The 18,770-nt window shown below is 51.9% G+C and carries 12 protein-coding genes; 8 read left to right on the top strand and 4 right to left on the bottom strand.

Annotated elements, in window-relative coordinates; genetic code table 11:
- The 8 genes from TRICHSKD4_RS19335 to flaF all read left to right on the top strand — a co-directional run.
- A partial coding sequence (locus TRICHSKD4_RS19335; RefSeq protein ID WP_050763478.1) for a flagellin occupies window positions 1-1,118 on the top strand: 1,118 nt, incomplete at its 5' end.
- 344 nt (window positions 1,119-1,462) lie between these two features.
- Window positions 1,463-2,629, top strand: a complete 1,167-nt coding sequence (locus TRICHSKD4_RS19340; protein WP_009468619.1) for a flagellin — start codon at window positions 1,463-1,465, stop codon at window positions 2,627-2,629.
- 317 nt (window positions 2,630-2,946) lie between these two features.
- Window positions 2,947-4,104 (top strand): flagellin, encoded by a 1,158-nt coding sequence (locus tag TRICHSKD4_RS19345; RefSeq protein ID WP_009468620.1) that lies wholly within the window; start codon window positions 2,947-2,949, stop codon window positions 4,102-4,104.
- A 198-nt stretch (window positions 4,105-4,302) separates the two neighbouring features.
- Window positions 4,303-5,466: a flagellin gene (locus TRICHSKD4_RS19350; protein WP_009468621.1), complete on the top strand. Its 1,164-nt coding sequence runs from the start codon at window positions 4,303-4,305 to the stop codon at window positions 5,464-5,466.
- Between the two features lie 421 nt (window positions 5,467-5,887).
- Window positions 5,888-7,393 carry a flagellin gene (locus TRICHSKD4_RS19355; RefSeq protein WP_009468622.1) on the top strand — a complete coding sequence of 502 codons (1,506 nt, stop codon included), beginning with the start codon at window positions 5,888-5,890 and terminating at the stop codon, window positions 7,391-7,393.
- A gap of 282 nt (window positions 7,394-7,675) precedes the next feature.
- Entirely contained in the window at window positions 7,676-9,181 is a 1,506-nt protein-coding gene (locus TRICHSKD4_RS19360) for a flagellin (protein ID WP_009468623.1), read from the top strand.
- A 91-nt stretch (window positions 9,182-9,272) separates the two neighbouring features.
- Window positions 9,273-9,761: a flagellar biosynthesis repressor FlbT gene (flbT, locus tag TRICHSKD4_RS19365; protein ID WP_009468624.1), complete on the top strand. Its 489-nt coding sequence runs from the start codon at window positions 9,273-9,275 to the stop codon at window positions 9,759-9,761.
- On the top strand, window positions 9,649-10,023 hold the full coding sequence (gene flaF / locus TRICHSKD4_RS19370; RefSeq protein ID WP_040617115.1) for a flagellar biosynthesis regulator FlaF: 375 nt from the start codon (window positions 9,649-9,651) through the stop codon (window positions 10,021-10,023). The genes flbT and flaF overlap by 113 nt, the downstream gene beginning before the upstream one ends.
- 143 nt (window positions 10,024-10,166) lie before the next feature.
- Here flaF and TRICHSKD4_RS19375 read toward each other — a convergent pair whose 3' ends face one another.
- From TRICHSKD4_RS19375 to TRICHSKD4_RS19390, 4 genes are all read right to left on the bottom strand, one after another.
- On the bottom strand, window positions 10,167-12,599 hold the full coding sequence (locus TRICHSKD4_RS19375; protein ID WP_009468626.1) for a Na-Ca exchanger/integrin-beta4: 2,433 nt from the start codon (window positions 12,597-12,599) through the stop codon (window positions 10,167-10,169).
- A gap of 308 nt (window positions 12,600-12,907) precedes the next feature.
- Window positions 12,908-14,332 (bottom strand): hypothetical protein, encoded by a 1,425-nt coding sequence (locus TRICHSKD4_RS28420; RefSeq protein WP_050763479.1) that lies wholly within the window; start codon window positions 14,330-14,332, stop codon window positions 12,908-12,910.
- 126 nt (window positions 14,333-14,458) lie between these two features.
- A complete protein-coding gene (locus tag TRICHSKD4_RS19385; RefSeq protein ID WP_009468629.1) occupies window positions 14,459-16,984 on the bottom strand; it encodes a bifunctional diguanylate cyclase/phosphodiesterase in 2,526 nt (841 codons plus the stop codon).
- A 208-nt stretch (window positions 16,985-17,192) separates the two neighbouring features.
- Complete coding sequence (locus TRICHSKD4_RS19390; protein WP_009468630.1) at window positions 17,193-18,767, bottom strand: hypothetical protein; 1,575 nt, start codon at window positions 18,765-18,767, stop codon at window positions 17,193-17,195.
- Between the last annotated feature and the right edge of the window lie 3 nt (window positions 18,768-18,770).

The raw sequence follows: 18,770 nt of genomic DNA on the forward strand, positions 1-18,770 counted from the left end.
CAGCCCTTCAGGCGACGTCAAGCATGATGGGTTCAGTGCAAGAGCGGCTCTCTACGGGGAAAAAGGTCAATTCGGCTCTCGATGATCCGAATGCGTTCTTTACGGCCAAGGGTTTGGAAAACCGCGCCAACGACTTGAGCACCCTGCTCGATGACCAAGGCCAGGCGATCCAGACTCTGAAGGCTGCTGACAAGGGGATCAGCGCTATTTCAGAACTGGTCGATGCGGCAAAGGCAAAAGCCAATCAGGCTTTGCAGACCTCCGACATCGGTGAGCGTGAGCAGTATACAAGCGAATATAATGAGCTGCTGACTCAGATCGAGGACATCGCCAAGGACGCTGGTTATAACGGCAAGAACCTGCTGAGTGGCACGGGCAATGATGTAAACGTGATCTTCAACGAAGATGGCACATCGGACCTCGACATCTCTGCGGTCGACTACACTGATACAGCCAATGGCCCACTAAGCCTTGCTTCATTGGGCGACTCTTCGGGTGGCACAGCGACATTCACGCTAAACAATGACGGTGCTACCGGTACACCAGCCCTCACGGGCGGTCAGTTGGTCACCTTGGATGACTCATTTTCTGCAGGCGACACGCTGACCATCACCAATACCGCCGGTGAAGAGACAAAGATCGAGATCACGGACACAATGACCGTTTCACAGCTGGAAACAGCTATTACGGGCACGTCCTCCGATACGACCGCGTCATTCGCCACTGGTACAATGACCATCACGTCCTCCGATGAGGCTGTGCAGATCAAATCCGACAATGCCACCTTCAACAGCGGGAACACGCTGACGGCTGGCACACTTGGCGGCCTGGGAACGGATTCAGCCATCGACACGGTGCTGACCAACTTGAAGAGCGCACAGGACCAACTGCGGTCCCAAGCCTCCACTTTCGGTACCAACCTGTCCATCGTTCAGAACCGCGAAGAGTTCACCAAGGCGATGATCAGCACCCTTGAAGAAGGTGCAGGCAAACTGGTTCTGGCAGACTCCAATGAAGAAGGCGCGAACCTTCTCGCTCTGCAGACACAACAGGCACTAGCTTCGACCTCTCTGTCGATGGCAGCACAAGCAGACCAAAACGTTCTGCGACTGCTTTAAAAAATACAAAACATAGGCGCAAACAAACCATGACTGGATAAGGCGGGCTTCGGCCCGCCTTTTTCGTTTCGCTGTGGCATAATAGGCGGGCAGGCAAATGCGGGTCGCAAATTCTCGCGATGACTGTAGAAGCATGACAAGGACAATTCTGCCCCTCCTGACACTTCCGACATTGTCAGTCGTGATTTTCATTTCGATATAAATAACAGCTGTTTATATCTTTTTTAATGATGAAATTCGTCAAGTAAAACTGCCAATAACGCCTGAAATAAAAGATGCGGCATGTGTCCTGCCGTCGGACCCAGGACGGGTTCCAGTATTGCGTACCCTAGAAAGGACACACTATGACTGATATCGCAATCACAAGCGCCGTTCGCTCGAACCTGAACGCGCTTCAGTCAGCTTCCTCGCTCATCAGCGGCGTGCAGGAAAAGCTGGCAACCGGCAAAAAAGTCAACTCTGCCCTCGACAATCCGAACTCATTCTTCACGGCCAAAGGCCTTGAAAACCGCGCCAATGACTTGGCAACCCTACTCGACGATCAGGGACAATCCATTCAGACCCTGAAAGCCGCCGACAAGGGTATTGGCGCCATCGGCGAACTGGTCGACGCAGCAAAGGCGAAAGCTAACCAAGCTCTACAGACCTCCAGCATTTCCGAACGCGAGCAGTTCTCTAAAGAGTACAACGAGCTGCTGACCCAGATTGAGGACATCGCCAAGGACTCCAGCTACAAGGGCAAAAATCTGCTCGGCGGCACAGGCAACGACCTCAACGTCACGTTCAACGAAGATGGGTCTTCGGATCTGGACATCTCGGCTGTTGATTACACCGACACGTCCAATGCCAAAGGCCTGAATTTGAGTGACCTGAATAGCTCCACCGGCGGTACAAACTCAATTTCACTCAACAATGATGGTGCAACTGGTGACCCAGCTTTGACTGGTAGCCAATTGGTCACATTGGACGATGCATTTAGCGCCGGTGACACACTGACGATCACCAACACCGCTGGCGAAGAGACCACCTTTACGATTACCGAAACAACTACAGTTACTGAGTTGAACACGGCAATCAGCAACAGCTCCACGGACACGTCTTCTTCTGTAGGTTCAGGCGCAATCAACATCACGTCGAGTGACAACGCTGTTCAGATCAAATCAGACAACAGCGCGTTTAATGGAGGCAACACGCTCCAGGTAGGCACGCTTGGCAGCTTTGGATCGGATTCGGATATTGAAAGCACCCTTTCATCTCTGAAGTCTGCACAAGACACTCTCAGAGCACAGGCATCTACCTTCGGTACCAACCTTTCCATCGTGCAAAACCGGGAAGATTTCACCAAGGCCCTTATCAACACGCTTGAAGAAGGTGCCGGTAAACTGACCCTGGCTGATACGAACCAGGAAGGTGCAAACCTTTTGGCGCTGCAGACCCAGCAGCAGCTGGCCTCCACGTCCCTGTCGCTGGCTTCTCAGGCCTCTCAGAACGTGTTGCGTCTTATCGGTTAACTGGTCAGACCGAAAAAACGAAAAAATATTTTCTCCGATCCTGGCGGGCCTCATAGCCCGCCCTTTTTTTGCTTGAACGCAAACATCAATATTTCCATTATATGTCTGTTTTAAATACCTTTTCTCATCCAAGACTCGCCTTAGGTAATTAAAACGCGTTAGCAAAACTGACGTTAAGAGACTCTTTCAAAAAACAACCTTACGTAACTTTTACAGGGTCAACACAGCTTAATCTTGCATTAAGAGTCCATGTCGTTTCTAGCAATACAGCCGCCCAGGAAGGGTTGGTAAAAATACGAGCTAGAAGGAAACGTATTATGAGCGGGATCACCATCACCAGCGCTGTCCGTAGCAACCTTGTTGCGCTTCAATCGACAGCCGACATGATGAGCTCAGTTCAGAACAAGCTGTCGACCGGCAAGAAGGTCAACTCTGCACTGGACAACCCAAATTCATTCTTCACCGCCAAAGGTCTTGAAAACCGCGCAAATGATTTGGCAACGCTGCTTGACGATCAGGGCCAAGCCATCCAGACCTTGAAAGCAGCAGACAAAGGTATTGGCGCTATCGGTGAGCTGGTTGACGCCGCCAAGGCGAAAGCAAACCAGGCCCTGCAAACCTCCAGCATCTCCGAGCGCGAGCAATTTGCCTCCGAGTACAACGAACTGCTGACCCAGATTGAGGATATTGCTAAGGATTCCGGCTACAAGGGCAAGAACCTGCTGGCTGGTACTGGCAATGATCTCAACGTGGTTTTCAACGAAGACGGGTCTTCCGACCTGGATATCACTGCCATCGACTACACGGACACATCCAGCGCCACCGGGCTGAACCTGTCTGATTTGTCGGACTCTGAAGGTGGAACCGCAACGTTTTCCTTGAACAACGATGGAGCGACTGGAACGCCTGCGTTGACTGGCGGAGCGAAGGTTACGCTTGATGACGCGTTCAGCGTGGGTGACACCTTGACCATCACCAACACTGCGGGTGAAGAGAAAAAGATTGAGATTACGGAAGACCTGACCGTAACGGAACTCGAGAACGCGATTAAGGGCTCATCGGACGATACAACCGCTTCGTTCGCCAAAGGCACGATGACGATCACTTCGACTGATGAAGCTTTTAAGATCAGCTCAGATAGCAGCAGTTTCGCCGACAAAAGTGGCGGCACACTCGGCGGGTTTGGCTCAGATTCCGATATCGAATCGACGCTATCTTCATTGAAGTCCGCGCAAGACACCCTGCGCGCCCAAGCCTCCACATTCGGTACGAACCTTTCAATCGTGCAGAACCGTGAAAGCTTCACCAAAGACATGATCAACACGCTGGAAGAGGGTGCTGGCAAATTGACTTTGGCAGATACGAACCAAGAGGGCGCAAACCTTCTGGCTCTTCAAACACAGCAGCAGCTGGCGTCTACGTCTCTGTCCCTCGCCTCTCAGGCATCGCAGAACGTCCTGCGTCTTATCGGCTAAGCCGAAGGGACAAAACGAAAAATTTACAATTTTGAGGGTGGCGGACAGAAGTCCGCCGCCCCCTCCACGCTAAGATTTCCGTAACGTTAATTTCAGCTAACCACGTTTCTTCAGGATTCGTTACCTCGGTAAGATGCTCACTGTTACCCGCACCCAGGAAGGGTGTTTACATGAGTAATCCTAGAAGGGATAAATCCAATGGGTAACAATGTTACACTGACGAGCGCCGTGCGCTCGAACCTGAACGCACTTCAAGCAACATCTCAATTGATGAGCACTGTTCAGGAACGCCTTGCCACCGGCAAAAAAGTCAACTCCGCTCTCGACAATCCGAACTCTTTCTTCACTGCAAAGGGTCTTGAGAACCGCGCCAACGATTTGAGCACCCTGCTCGATGACCAGGGCCAGGCGATCCAGACATTGAAAGCAGCGGATAAGGGTATCAGCGCGATTTCCGAGCTGGTTGATGCCGCAAAAGCCAAGGCAAACCAGGCTCTGCAAACCTCCAACATTGGTGAGCGTGAGCAATATGCCACTGAATATAACGAGCTTCTGACTCAGATTGAAGATCTGGCGAAAGATGCTGGTTACAAAGGCAAAAACCTGCTTGGCGGTACCGGTAACGACCTCAATGTTGTGTTCAACGAAGACGGCACGTCTGATCTGGACATTACAGCGATTGACTACACCGACACTGCCAATGGTCCATTGAGCTTGTCAGAACTGTCAAACTCTTCCGGTGGTACTGCTACGTTCTCATTGAACAATGACGGAGCAACTGGCGCACCCGCTCTGACGGGCGGTCAATTGGTCACGTTGGACGATGCTTTTTCCGCAGGTGACACCCTGACGATCACCAACACGGCCGGTGAAGAGACAAAAATTGAGATCACGGACACACTGACCGTTTCTCAGCTGGAAACAGCGATCGGCAACACCTCGACTGACACCACGGCTTCCTATGCTTCTGGCACACTGACCATCACATCAACTGATGAGGCGGTTCAGATCAAGTCAGATAATGCCAGCTTCAACAGTGGCAACACATTGCAGGCTGGTACGTTGGGTGGTTTCGGTGCGGACTCCAGCATCGATACGGTTCTGACCAGCCTGAAAAGTGCGCAGGACACCCTGCGCTCTCAAGCTTCTACGTTCGGTACGAACCTTTCGATCGTACAAAACCGGGAAGACTTCACCAAGGACATGATCAACACCTTGAGTGAAGGTGCAGGCAAGCTGACCCTCGCAGACACCAATGAAGAAGGTGCAAACCTTCTGGCTCTGCAAACACAGCAGTCATTGGCATCGACATCCTTGTCACTGGCATCTCAGGCATCACAGAACGTCCTGCGTCTGTTCTGATCCAGCAGACATTGCGAAAAGAAATCAAAATGGCGGGCCTTCCCGCCATTTTTTGTTGCAGTCACTTTCAAAGACAAACAATGGCAAAGATCGCCCCTGCCCTTCTTCGCAGCGGAAGATCTCCAATACATATTGCTAAAACCAACAATTGCAGCTAATTCGAAGCAATAAACGCAAAAATTGCAGAAGATATTTTTTTCTAACCTAACGAAACTTCCCGCAAACTCTTCATTTCAATAGTCTTTTATCGTCCTGACCACCCCTACTGGCTCCGCAATAACGAAAACTCCCCTTCGTCATTAACGTTTGATTTACCCTGATTTGGGAGGTTTTTACTGACTGTTAGGGTTAACAGTGTGCGAACACCTAACATTCCGCTCAGGAAGAGCGGTAGTATTCGTTGACCTAGGAAGGGTACACAATGAAAGACATCACGCTATCGGCTGCCGTCCGGCAGAACCTGTTGACGCTTCAATCCACAGCCGACCTGATGTCCGGCGTCCAGAACAAGCTGGCTACCGGTTTGAAGGTCAACTCAGCCCTCGACAATCCAAATTCATTCTTCACTGCATCTGGCCTCAATAGCCGCGCGGGTGATCTCAGCACCCTACTTGATGACATGGGCCAGTCACTGCAGACGATCAAGGCAGCTGACAAGGGCATTCAGACCATTACGGATCTGGTCGAAACCGCCAAGGCGAAGGCCAACCAAGCCCTGCAAAGTCAAAGCCAATATGAGCGCAAGACCTACGCAAAGCAGTATAATGAGCTGCTGGAGCAGATCGAAGATGTTGCAAAAGACTCTTCCTATAAGGGCAAAAACCTGCTCGCTGGTGACGGCAACGACCTGACCACCATCTTCAACGAAGATGCAACGTCCAAACTGACCATTGATGCGGTTGACTACACGGACACCACATTGTCTGGCGGCCTGAACCTGTCCGACCTTGCTGAAGGCGAAGGCGCGGCAACGTCCTTCGGCTTGAATGGCGGTTCAAACACGATCACCTTTACCGACGCTAGTGGTCAGGTTCTAAACACAGCTTCAAAACTCAGCGAATTCACCGGCATAGCCGTAGCCGATGTGCTTCAGCTGTTTGATGACGCGACGACGGGTGCAGTTGTAGGCGGCGTCTCCCTGACCGTAGCAACAGGGACAACCGTGCAGGACCTGATCACAGAGCTGGAAAGCGCGCCAGGTGTTCGAACAGAGTTCGATCAAACGTCCGGCACCTTGACCATCATCTCAAATGAGACAGCGGACCTCAGAAACAACGGCGCCAGCGGCGCGAACACTGGTGACCTGGTCGCGGTAACGGCCGCAGCTGCTGGTTCACTCGGCGCATTGCTTACTGACGGCGCCAGCTTCAAGGTGGGGGACACCCTGTCCCTGACAGACGGCAACAACTTTGAGCTTGGCTCGCTGGAAATCGAAGACGATACGACCGTTCGGGATCTCGTCGAATTTCTTGATGACTTCAACGGTGTCAGCGCAAGTTTCAATGCAGGAACTGGTCGTGTTGGCCTTCAGAGTGACACCGACCTCGCACTTACGAGCGATAACAACAACTTTAACTCGACAAGTTTTGGGGCCGATACGGACGGTGTAACGATCTCCGCCCTCTCCGACAGCGGGTTTGCGACAGACAATGACATCAACCGAGCGGTGGACAGACTAAACACCGCCTTGTCGAACCTTAGATCGCAAGCGTCCGAATTTGGTACCAATCTCTCAACGGTTGAGATCCGGAAAGATTATACCAAGGCGATGATCAACACCCTGCAAGAAGGTGCTGGCCTGTTGACCTTGGCCGATACCAACGAGGAAGGTGCAAACCTCCTGGCACTTCAAACCCGCCAGCAGCTTGCTTCAACCTCCCTCTCCTTCGCTTCGCAGGCTGACCAAACGGTACTTTCGCTCTTCTAGGTTTAGAATCGCGAAACCTGGCGACACACAACCCTACAACCACCATGGCGGGCATTTTGCCCGCCATTTTTCGTGTTTCGTGCTATTTCCAGGCAAAATGGCCCCAGAATTTTTCGTTAATTTTCAAATGCTTGAAAAAAATCTTTTGGTAACTTCTCTTTACAAAAGGTTAAGAGGTGCACTCTTGAGTGGTTTCAACATTAGAATTGCTGGTAATTGCTTGTAGCCAAATAGGTAAAAGGGCTTCAGGCACACAACTGGTAACTGATGCGGTGACCCCTGATGAGTGATATTGTCCTTACAAGTGCAGTCCGGGAAAACCTTCTGGCCTTGAAAAACACGGCAGACTTGCAGTCTCGCACGCAAAACCGGCTTTCCACCGGATTGAAGGTCAATTCCGCGCTCGACAATCCGAATTCATTCTTTACCGCAGCAGGCCTCAATGCCCGCGCAGGTGATTTGGGCAGCCTGCTCGACAATATGGGACAGGCGGTCCAGACGATCCGTGCCGCCAATGACGGTATTGAAGCCATTTCCAAACTGGTTGAATCGGCCAAGGCCATCGCCAATCAAGCGCTTCAAACACAAAGTGAATTTGAGCGTAAAACTTTCACGCAGCAGTTCAATGATGTGCTTGTGCAAATTGAAGATCTGGCCAAAGATTCCGGCTACAAGGGCAAGAACTTGCTCGCGGGCCTCGGAAACGAATTGGAAGTCATTTTCAACGAGGACAGTACATCAACTCTGACTGTCAATCCGGTTGACTATACTGACACTTCTCTTGAAACCGGCCTAAACCTCGCAGACCTTGAAAACGGCGGGACCGGAACCAGCTCATTTACTCTGCAAGGCGGGTCGGTCGAACTTGATCTCGCAACATTGCAAGCTTCTTCTAACCTGACCGACCTAGCAGCCTGGTCGACAGGTGACGTCGTTACCATTGGAGATGGCACGACATCAAAAACACTCACGGTCGGAACAGACATTACAACCGTGCAAGACTATATCGACGCGATTAGCGGTCTCGGCGGGCTTCATGCCACATTCGATGAAGGCACCGACAAAATCACCGTTACTTCTGCGCTTGATACGGGTGTAACACTCAGCGTTGCGAAGGATAATGCAGGCGGCGGAACCGCTACCGACGGCGGCATTGGAACCGGCACAGCCACCCTTACCACAACAGCGCTGACTGCGAACGCCACGCTGATCACATCAGCAGGTTTCCAGATTGGCGACACGCTGACGATTACAGACGGCAATGGGTTTGAGCCAGCCTCACTAGAAATCGACGAAGACACAACGGTCGATGACCTTGTGACCCTGATCGACAATGTGAAAGGTTTGAACGCGACGTTCTCCGGCGGCAGCATCAGTCTGATTGGTGAAGTGTCTTTCACTATTAACAGTGACAACCGGGACTTCAATCAGGGTGGATTGATTGCGACAGACCCTGTCCCCAAATCACCGGCTTCCCTTCTTGCAGATGCATCCGAATTCCAGAAAGACACGGACATTGAACGCACACTTCAAGCGGTCAATGCGGCTCTGGACGAGTTGCGGTCCTCTGCAACATCGCTTGGCGCAAGTTTGTCCACGGTTGAAATCAGAACAGACTTCACAGAAGAACTGATCAACACGCTGGAAGTTGGTGCCGGTGCCCTGACAATTGCCGACATGAACGAAGAAGGAGCCAATATGCTGGCCCTTCAAACCCGTCAGCAGTTGTCATCCACAGCGCTATCCCTGGCGAACCAGGCCGAACAGAGCGTCTTGAACCTATTCTGACGAGTTATTGGCAGAATATGGTTAAAGCCATCAAGGTGGTTAAGGTTTTGGTTAACTTTTGGGAGCGATACTCACAGTCGGAGGTCTCAGAATGGCGCTCAAGGTCGAACTGAAACCCGGTGAAAGAATTATTATCGGTGACAGCGTAATCACCAATGATAATCAAAGAACACGTTTGTTCATCGAAGGACAGGCGCCTATTCTCCGGGAAAAAGACATATTGACACCGGAAACGGCAGACACTCCTGCAAAACGCGTCTATTTGGCAGTACAACTCATGTATCTGTCCGATGACTTGGAGAAAATTCAGGGAAATTACTTTACACTGGTCAATGATATTGTCTCGGCAGCTCCGAGTACCATTCCATATGTTACTCAGATCAGTAATTCAATAATTTCCGGATCATTCTACAAGGCATTGAAAGAGGCGAAAAAGCTTATTGAGTACGAGAGGACGCTAATAAGTCATGTACAAGCAGGCAGCGCAGGCTTATCAGAAAACCAGCCAGGTGGCAGTGTCGCCGAGGGAGCTGGAAGCGAACCTTCTTATGAAGGCCGCAGCCCGGCTCCAGCTGGTTAAGGATGAGTGGCAGCAAACCTCTCTGGCACAGCGCGATGACGCGCTGACCTATAACCGAAAGCTTTGGACCATTCTCGTCACCTCCGCGACAAACGGTGAAAATCCGCTGCCGCAGGAGATCAAGAACAACATTGCTTCACTAGGTGTGTTTGTTTTCAAGCAAACCATGGAAGCGATGACCGACGAAGAAGGCAACAAACTCAACAGCTTGATCAGCATCAACCGCGCGATTGCAGAAGGACTGCGAGCCCGCGCTGAATAAGCAAGATCGAGCAGGCAGCATCTCAAAGATGAACGAACAAGCCCGGTTACCCCGGGCTTTTTTGTGTTTTGGTGCAGGATGTCAATCAAACAAAAAAGGGAGCGCATAAAGCGCTCCCAGTCTTTCTTGCTTCTTATTGGCCGTTATTTCTTAGCGAACCAGACGTCTTCTGTGAGCATCTGACCATTGTTGGCAGATGACTGCATCAAGGTCTCGCCGCGCTCATTCACAACGTCGTTGCGCTGTGTGGAGAGCTGAGTGACACCTGCTTCAGCTGCAGAGCGGAGCTCGCCAGCGTCAACATCGCCGTCACCATTGGCATCAACCCAAACACCCATGTTGGCCATTTCGCCGCCAGTCAGCTGACCGTCACCGTTCTGGTCATAGGTGGCCATCTTCTGGTAGCCGTCTGTGTAACGACCGCCTTGGTCACCCATCAGGGCATTGCCGTCGATCTCGCCATTGGCGCCGATCTTGGTCATGTCGACAACAAGGCCGTCACCACCGGTGATCCACTCGACCTGCTCCTTGGTACCGTCGCCATCGATATCGAAGGCAATAGTTTCACCAACCTGGCCATCGATACGCTGTTGAGCGGTCGAAACACCCGTTGTGGAGATACGGCCGTCACCATTCAGGTCCAGAGCAACCGGAGAGGCAACTTTGTCCTTGCCCTTACCGTTGTTGTAGTCGGCAACCTTTTGACCATCACCATTGTTGATGTGGTACTTGCCACCGCCCTGGTGAACAGCTGTGTAGCCTTTCAACGGGCCTTCCTTGAAGGTGTAACCGCCATTGGCATGGTTGTACTTGCCATGGCCGATCAGCCACTTGCCTTCCTTGCCCTTGACGTAGTCGATCACGGCCTGGTCAGCTGCAGAGATCTGAGGCTGAGCCGGAACGGCTTGCCAGACGCCGTTGTTATTCACGACAGTCCAACCGCCGTTGTTAACTCCGCCACCGTTGTTGGCACCGCCATTGTTGCCAGCGCCGTTGTTAACAACCTCCCACGTACCGTTATTGTTCACAACTGCCCAGCCAGCATCACCGCCGCCGTTATTGGCGCCACCAGCTCCATTGTCCATGAAGTTGATAGCTTGCCAGACGCCATTTTCGTTCATGACAGCCCAGCCCGCGCCGTTACCGCCGCCGACATTGGCGCCACCGCCCCAGTTGCCACCGTTGTTACCGCCCCAGTTACCGCCGTTGTTCCAGCCGCCACCATTGTTCGCGCCGCCCCAGTTGCCGCCATTCTGCTGGCCAGCACGGAACTGGTTGTCAAAGCCATTGAAGTTTGTGTCAAAGAGACCGCCAACTTCATATTCCTTGACAGCTTCCTTATCGCCCTGGGCTACGATTTCACCTTGGGCGTTCTCAATGGCACCACCGCCCTGTGCACCGGCACCGCGGTCGCCGTTACGAGCCTGACCGTCACCATCAACCGTAACACCCCATAGGCCGTTAGGCTTGACGTTGTCAGCCACAGCATTGTCACTGCGGAAGTTGATATCGAGCCAGCCATTCTGGCCAGGGCTGCGCGCTTCAATTGTAATTGTGTATTCGCCAGCCTTGATCGTGACCTTGTTGCCTTCAAGCTTCACATCACCACCAAGGTGCTCGCCCTTGTTGCACGGTTGACCATTGATGGTCAGAGCCCCGGTCTTATCGAAGCCGATCTGATTGCCGCCAACAGAGATTCCCATGGCACCAACGACTGTTGCTCCGCCGCCACCCCAGGCATCAAAGCGGCCGTTGACCTGAACACCCTGATCAGACAGGAGATTATAAGTCTTCCCGGCTTCACCTTGGACGTCATAGTTACCACCATCAGCACCTACGAAATGCGGGTCGCCCCAGATACGGCCGTTCTCAACTTTGATTGGGTCCATTGGTTTGGCGCCACCGCCGTTGCCACCCCAATTTCCACCATTATTGCCGCCGTTACCCCAATTTCCACCAGGGTTCCAGTTGCCGCCATTGTCGCCGCCGTTCCAGCCGCCACCATTGTTAGCGCCACCCATGTCGCCATGATTGTGACCGCCGCCCCAGTTGCCACCATTGTTCCAGGCACCACCGATATTGACGGACTGGTCGGTAAACGCAAGCTGCTCGATGCCCTTCAGGTTATCTGTCGCGCCGGTGTTGTTGTCGATTACAAGCGTCATGTCACCATTTTTCATGATGGTGTAATCCGCACGGTTGCCGTCATAGAGAGCAACGTCATTGCCAGCGCCACCACGAATGGTGTCTGCCCCTGCCCCGCCTTTGATAATGTCGTTGCCAGCACCACCCTTGATCAGGTCGTCACCTTCACCGCCAAACTGAATGTCGTTGCCCATGCCGCCAACAAGAGCGTCATTTCCACCGTTGCCGAACTGGACATTGTTCATGGCGTTCCCAACGATGGTGTCATTGCCCTGACCACCATTTTGAGCACCATTGCCACCATTGTGGTTTGGCTGTTTTGCGATTGTCAGATGCGCATTTTGCTTCAGCGCGTTCCCAAAACCATCAGCTTTAGCCGCACCACCGTCATGAGCACCGTGATTTGCATGACCAACCTTATTGCACACCATAGTCGTTCTCCTCGAGACAATCCGAATAACCTTTGTTGCCGGAGATACTACAGAATAAAATTTCAATAGTAATTCGCATTGACTACGTACAAGCCTACGTGAATTTTAGTTTTATTTACTTTATATTAAATAACACAAAGATGAATTGCTTAAATAAATTTCAAAACATCAAGTTAATACTTTATTTAGAAATCAAGGCCGTACAACTCAGGCCTTGCAATGGCCCATAAGAACAAAAAAGCGGCCCGTTGAGGCCGCTTTTCTTATTTGATTGGACGCGGGAGAGATCTCTCCCGCTGTCAGTCTGATTACTTCTGAGCGAACCAGACGTCTTCTGTGAGCATCTGACCATTGTTGGCAGAAGACTGCATCAAGGTCTCGCCGCGCTCATTCACAACGTCGTTGCGCTGTGTGGAGAGCTGAGTGACACCTGCTTCAGCTGCAGAGCGGAGCTCGCCAGCGTCAACATCGCCGTCACCATTGGCATCAACCCAAACACCCATGTTGGCCATTTCGCCGCCGGTCAGCTGACCGTCACCGTTCTGGTCATAGGTGGCCATCTTCTGGTAGCCGTCTGTGTAACGACCGCCTTGGTCACCCATCAGCGCATTGCCATCGATCTCGCCATTGGCGCCGATCTTGGTCATGTCGACAACAAGGCCGTCACCACCCGTGATCCACTCGACCTGTTCCTTGGTGCCGTCGCCATCGATATCGAAGGCAATGGTTTCACCAACCTGGCCATCGATACGCTGTTGAGCGGTCGAAACACCCGTTGTGGAGATACGGCCGTCACCATTCAGGTCCAGAGCAACCGGAGAGGCAACTTTGTCCTTGCCCTTACCGTTGTTGTAGTCGGCAACCTTTTGACCATCACCATTGTTGATGTGGTACTTGCCACCGCCCTGGTGAACAGCTGTGTAGCCTTTCAACGGGCCTTCCTTGAAGGTGTAGCCGCCATTGGCATGGTTGTACTTGCCATGGCCGATCAGCCACTTGCCTTCCTTGCCCTTGACGTAGTCGATCACGGCCTGGTCAGCTGCAGAGATCTGAGGCTGAGCCTGCTGACCACCACCATTCACTGCCTGCCAAGTGCCGTTGTTGTTCACAACACCCCAGCCTGCATTGTTGCCGCCTGCGTTTGGCTTTGTTCCGCACCAACCGCCGTGGTTGTGTCCACCACCCCAGTTGCCGCCATTGTTCCAGCTGCCATGGTTATGACCGCCACCTACGTTGCCACCATGGTTGTGACCACCATGGTTATGACCACCGCCAACATTTCCACCATGGTTGTGACCGCCATGATTATGGCCGCCACCAACATTGCCGCCGTGGTTGTGACCACCACCAACACTGGCACCACCACCAAAAAGCCCTGTGAAAGCACTGATCAGTTTGCCGATAAGGCCAGCCTTGATGTTGAGGATGCCACCAACAAGCTTGGTGACCGTACCAACGACACCAGAAACGACGGATGCGATCTTGCCGAAGATGCCACCCAAGAAACCACCACCCTTATGGGCTGTTTGAGCGTTCTGTGCAGTGGCCTGTGCATGTGCATGGCCTGCACCAACCTGGCCCGCGCCATTTGCAGTCGCCTGAATTTTAGCAGCTACCGGCTTGGCAATCGTGCCAGTCTTGTGTGCATGGCCATGAAGAGCTGCCTTGAAGTTGGCGTGACCACCAACATGGTGGTTTTTCTGAGCAAAGAGCCCTTTGATAATTCCGGTCATGTGAACCCCCGACTTTCGGATTTATTGCCAAAAGATTTACGGGATCAGGAAAAATAAAAATATTCGTCTCAACCACGACCTTTTCTGCGTAGTACCTAGGCCGTGTGGACGAATGCAAGAGGCCTACTAGCTTTCAAGCGGAGGCAATTGCACTGCATCAGTATTGAGGCGATTTGTCCGAAGCTCTTCAAGCAAAGCGGTTTCGGCAATGGCTCGGCTAAACAGATATCCTTGGGCGCGCCGACATCCCAATTCGATCAGTTTCTGGCGCTGATGCGAGGTTTCCACCCCTTCCGCCACAACATCTGCGCCAAGCCCACGAGCAACATCGAGAAACCCGGAGATAATCACTTCCGAACTCCGGTCAAGACACACCTTGTCAACGAAACTCTTGTCGATTTTGACTTCATTGAACTGATACTCCTGCAAATGACGGAAAGAGCCATACCCTGTTCCAAAATCATCCATTGAAAGAGAGACACCAGCAGCTGCAAAACTCTGCAAACTCGCCCGGATTGCCTGCGCTGACCGGTCAATCAACGCATTTTCTGTCACTTCGACAGTTAATTTCGAAGTCAATCCTCGATAGCGATTAAACAACTTCAAATATCCACCGCGTATCTCACGCGATGCCAAACTTTCCTCCGAAATATTGATTGAAAAACGGGGGGAGAATTCTCCACCCTCGTGAATGCTATGCATTGCGCTCAGCGTCCGCCCTGCAATCAGGAGATCCAATTCGCCCTGAGCACCAAAATATTCCACCATGTCCATGAATTCAGCTGGCGCACGCAACGTGCCGTCCGAACGGCGCCACCGCGCAAGTGCCTCAAATCCTATGATGCGACCGCTCGAGAGACACACCTGGGGCTGATAGACCGGAAAAATTTCCCCGTTCTCGAGTGCGTTGCTTATTCTCCGACGGCTTTCCTGCCGGTAGCGACGGGATTGAATCGTATCTCTATGAATTTCGACATTTGTTGTCGGGCTTTGCTTTGCAGTAAACATCGCAATATCAGCTCGCGAAAACATGTCCTGAGGATGCAGCACAGTGTGATCGAATATTGCGACACCAATACTGGCACCAACAAACAGCTCTTCCCCGTTGTGCGAAATAGGGGCGGACATCGACTCGTGCAGCCGGTCAGCAATATTCGATGCAAGATCGGCATAAAAGACACGAGGGACCAGCATGGCGAACTCATCTCCCCCAATGCGCCAGACTTTTTTACCCTCGTAGTTGAATTGACGAAGCCGGTCAGCAACGACCTTCAGAACCTTGTCACCTGTCTGGTGGCCAAAGGCGTCGTTGATCGGTTTGAATTCGTCCAAGTCTATGTTGAAAAATGCATCACCATCGGTGAAAGCAGTGGCATCACTCGAGAAACGCTCCTCCATGTCGCGGCGGTTGGGCAACATCGTCAAGTGGTCAGTCCGCGCTTCGACTTCAGCAGCTCGCGCTTGTTTCAACCCCATCCGAAACCGCTCAACAACCTCATAAAGTTTGCGGATCTCGAACAAACTCAATCTTGGCGGGCTGACCGCAACCTCCAGATCTCCCGCAGCCACACGCGCAAGGAGCCGTGTTGTGCTTACAATTGGCCGCGCGATATGACTACGAAGGGCAATCAAAACAACAACCATTACGGAGATTGAAAACACCGATCCAAAGAGCGTCAACCACAGCGCCCTGAGAGAGGCGTCCTGTTGCTCACGCCAGTAATTCTCAATTTCCTTGCCCGACAAGGAAGCTACGGTTGAAATCGCTGCAAGGGCCTCTGTAGAAAGTTCAAAAAACTCCTCAAAACCAGGCGCGTGTTTCCCCTCTTCTCCTGCCAGGGCAGCATCAATCTGGTGCATGAGCTCCATATGGTCGTCATAGTACACACGCTGAGCTTCCTCTATTGCTTCACCAATTGGACTTGCAGGAGCAAGGCGAAGAGAGACATTGCGCAGGATCTCCCAAATCTGCTTTGTAAGCCGCAAGTGCTCATGAATTAAGACAGCTTCCGGTTTTGAAAACGGTACCGCCTTAAGAGTTGCGACCGCGTACGGGGTACGCGCACGTCCGGCGAATTCACGCGCCTCCCAAGCCAAATATTGCAATTGCAACAAGTCGTAAGACTGAGTGCTGATTTCTTCTGAAGGAATCTCCAAAACCGCCCGCAAAACTGCAGAGAGGTCTATGACATTAATAAGTTTCGAAACGAGTGCTGCACAAGTTTCAGAACAAGCTCCTCTACGTTGCAACGCCTGATCAACCTCGACCCGGGTTTGGTGTAACTCACCCAGCAGTGATTGGGCGTTTATCTGGAATTCGGCGGAACTTAGATCTCCAGATTTCATATTGTCCCCATTGTGGGACAGCGCTCTTTCGAAATGACGATCAACCAGCTGACGCTGCTCCTCCAGCATCTCCCTCAATTGACCGCGCTTCTTTGTCTCAAGCGCGAATGCGACTTGGGTCACACTGCGTTCAAGTGAAAGAGCGACCTGGCCATCAATCCATGCAGCAGTCGTTCTGGCTACCAAAGCACTGCTGCGATCCTCGACATGATCTCGCCAGGACGAAACAGAAATACTTCCAAGCAGCGCAAGCAACGGCACAATAAGCACCGTCATCGCAGCAATAAGAAACTGATGGATACGCATTTTACGCAACCCCAAGGTCACACGACACCAAGGATGCTGATATTAATATAGAAATTATAATAGTCTAATAATTCAGAACTGATATTAGCTTTGAAATTACCCTAGAGGAAATAATCAGAGCCATTAGACTTCAAGAAATAGACACATTTTTTCAGATCACAACCTAGGCCGAGTTCACAACGAAACATCGACTTCAATTTGACCGCTATCAGATATAATCAGCCAGATTCAGGTTAAAGACGATGGAACTGGCACGATAAGAAGCTTCCAGATTGGTTTGCAATTGCAAGATTTCAACGGCGAGAAGCTCCTTGTCCACGCCCTCGATTTCATCGATCGTAGCACTGTAAGTCGACTTCATCTGGGTGTGGCGCGAATCCGTATCCTGTACCGTTCGGAAGGCGATGGATATCTCGGTCGAGATATCGACAATTCCGGATTGATCAGCCACATCCGGCTGAACCACTGATCGGAACCGCTGAACAAACTCACCGTAGTGAAGCTTGTCGATGCGCTCCTGTGCGGCGAGCATTTCCTTTTTCTCTTCAGGGGTTTCAGATCCGGTAAAGGCGACATCCGTGCTGAAATCAGCTGCGACAAAAGTTGCCAGAGACTTCATCACATCGGATAAGCCTTTCTCATTCGCCCGAGCGCCGTAACTGACATTCAGATTGTCATCAACTCGGGCATTCTTGTCGCGGCGCGCGTCGGTGGTCGACGTATTCTCTCCGACATACCACTCAACGGTGGTGCTCGCCCCGCTGATCAAAGCTGTCGCACTTTCAAACGGAGGCCCATCGACACGCATTGGGGTCGCCCCGCCGAAGGTATCAAAGAACTGATCCCCTGCCCATTCGGAAGCCGCTGCCTTCAAGCTGGTATTTGCCTGCTCTTCGATTTTTTCGAGGATCTTTGCACGAAGGTTTGCAGCCGTTTCATCTGTGTCCGCACCGATGACAAACGTATCTACCCCCTCCCCGGTGGTATCAGCCGCCAGTTCAAATGAGACCGGCTTCGTGTGTCCCGGCGGCAAGGTAAACTCGATGGATATTTTTTGGCCGGCATCCGGCTGACCGGTGAATTCAATACTCAAACTATCAGGGATAGCACCCGTTGGCTGCGTGATCGAAGCATTGGCTAAATCACTTGTCACACTGCTTAGCTTCAAACCAAAGTCATGCGCACCATCTTCGGTAATTGTAATTGTGGACGCAGTTGGTGCGACCAGCGCCGGAACCTCCAGACGCCCTAACTTGTCGCTGCCAAGGTTGGCGGCAATGTACTCGTTCATGACTTGTTTCAAGCCTGCACGATCACCCGAACCCTCCATAATGGAGTCCACATCAGCCACCGGGTTTTCATAGGCATCGGTACCGCCATAGAGGTAGTAGCCAGCCACTTCGGTGTTCAAGAGGCTGATGGCTTCATGCAGCAGCACTTCCGCTGTAGCCTGGGTTCGGGTCTGACCATCATTTTGCAGTTCATAATCGTTCAGGTCGAGCGCCGACTTCGTATCAAGCCTCAAGTCCTCCAGACGTTCCAGCGTCACATTCAACGACTTGATGTGCAGATTTACCTGCGTGATCGTCTCCTGATAAGACGAAATCCGATTGACCTTCTGGTTCAACTCCAAATCCAGCAGCCGATTGTCTCCAAGACCTCCATAGGTTTGAGAAACTTTACCGCTAGCCAGTTGGCTGGTTTTCTCGGTCAGATTGCCCTTGAGGCTAACCAGTTGCTTGGTGAGATAACTGCGTGAGGTTCCGATACTTTCAATAGCCATAAG

The sequence above is a fragment of the Roseibium sp. TrichSKD4 genome, from assembly GCF_000148725.1.
In the GTDB taxonomy this organism is placed as follows: Bacteria; Pseudomonadota; Alphaproteobacteria; order Rhizobiales; family Stappiaceae; genus Roseibium.